Annotated in this window: 2 protein-coding genes; one reads left to right on the forward strand and one right to left on the reverse strand. The window is 54.6% G+C overall.

Annotated features, from left to right (window positions below):
- Positions 1-1,119: heterodisulfide reductase-related iron-sulfur binding cluster (locus tag D5S03_RS07545; protein WP_287043298.1), on the forward strand; the 1,119-nt coding region annotated here is incomplete at its 5' end.
- A 141-nt stretch (positions 1,120-1,260) separates the two neighbouring features.
- Here the strand turns inward: D5S03_RS07545 and D5S03_RS07550 are convergent.
- Complete coding sequence (locus D5S03_RS07550; RefSeq protein WP_287043300.1) at positions 1,261-1,419, reverse strand: nitroreductase family protein; 159 nt, start codon at positions 1,417-1,419, stop codon at positions 1,261-1,263.
- Positions 1,420-1,428 lie beyond the last annotated feature (9 nt).

Below are 1,428 nucleotides of genomic sequence, written 5' to 3' on the forward strand. Positions count from 1 at the left end.
CGAGACAAAATGAGCCCGGCCCTGAAAATTATCCAGGACGTTGAAAAATGGGCCGGTAAGATGACCCGTGTCCCTTCTCTTGCAAACCTGCTGCTTCAGGGCAGGCTTGCCTCAAATCTTCTTAAAAAATCCGCCGGACTGCACCCGGACAGGGATATACCCCGAATTCCTGAGCAGGACCTGGATTCATGGGCCGGAAAAACGGGCATTGCTGATACATCTTGTGCAGACACCCCGGGAGCAGCCCTTTTTGCCGGCTGCTCAGCCAGGTTCTTTTTTCCGGAAGCGGCCAGAGCCGCCGTGGGCATCCTGCAGAGAAACAATATCAGTGTGTATTACCCAGAGCAGAACTGCTGCGCTATGCCGGTGATGCTGGAAGGGGACCGGGAGTTGACCCTGAAGATGATGCAGCGCAACCTGGAAAGCCTGACCCGGACCCTGGATGCCGGGCACGATATAGTTTGCTCCTGTCCCACCTGCGGGTACATGTTCCGGGAGCTTTTGAGGGAGAAGGCCTACTACTCCAGGGAGTACCAGGAGGCGGCCGGGGCGGATGATACTTATATGCTGGTACCCAGGGACAACAGGCCGCCTCCCATGGACCAGAGAGGGCACAAGCGTCTTCTGCGCATGATATACGGGTCAATTTTCAAAGATGACGGCCTTTTTTCGGTATTTCCGGCTATGCAGCGCATACGTGTGGCTGAAAGCGTCTATGACATGGGGGAGTATCTGCTTGGGCTCTATAAAAAAGGCAGCCTGGATACAGATATGGCAGCGGTGAATAAAAGAGCGGCCTATTTTCCACCTTGTCACCTGCGCAAGCAGGGTATAGGCTCGCCTTATGTGCAGCTTTTAAAGCTCATACCCGGCCTGGAGGTGCAGGAAATCAAAGGGTCCAACCTGTGCTGCGGTATGGCCGGCATCATGGGCTTTAAACAGGATTTTCACCAGCCTTCCCTGGAGATGGGCAGGCCCCTGATGCAGAAGGTCCAGGACATGCAGCCGGATATTCTTCTCTGCGACTGCCTGAGCTGCAGGCTGCAGTTCAGCCACAATCTCTCCATTCCTTTGGCCCATCCCCTGGAAGTACTCTACGAAGCCAGCCGGAAAAGATGATCCTGCCTGATGAAAATCAGCTGCAGGAATTTGTCTCTGCAGCATTTTATTCCTGAATATTCGTTTACAGGGCGTACAGCTGCCCGGCTGATATGCTGGGCAAGCAGCATATCAGCCGGAAAAGGGCGAGGCGTCAACTATCTATCTCCCCACGGGCATGAGATACATTGGGACTTCTTTGTCTTCCAGACCCAGGGCACTTTGAACCCCGGAATCGTCAAAAGCGCCTATGACCACTGTCCCCAGACCCAGGGTCTCGGCCTGCAGATGGATATTCTGCCCTGCGTGGCCCACTTCCATGTGTACGTA

The organism is Desulfonatronospira sp. MSAO_Bac3, from assembly GCF_003838035.1.
GTDB lineage: Bacteria > Desulfobacterota > Desulfovibrionia > Desulfovibrionales > Desulfonatronovibrionaceae > Desulfonatronospira > Desulfonatronospira thiodismutans.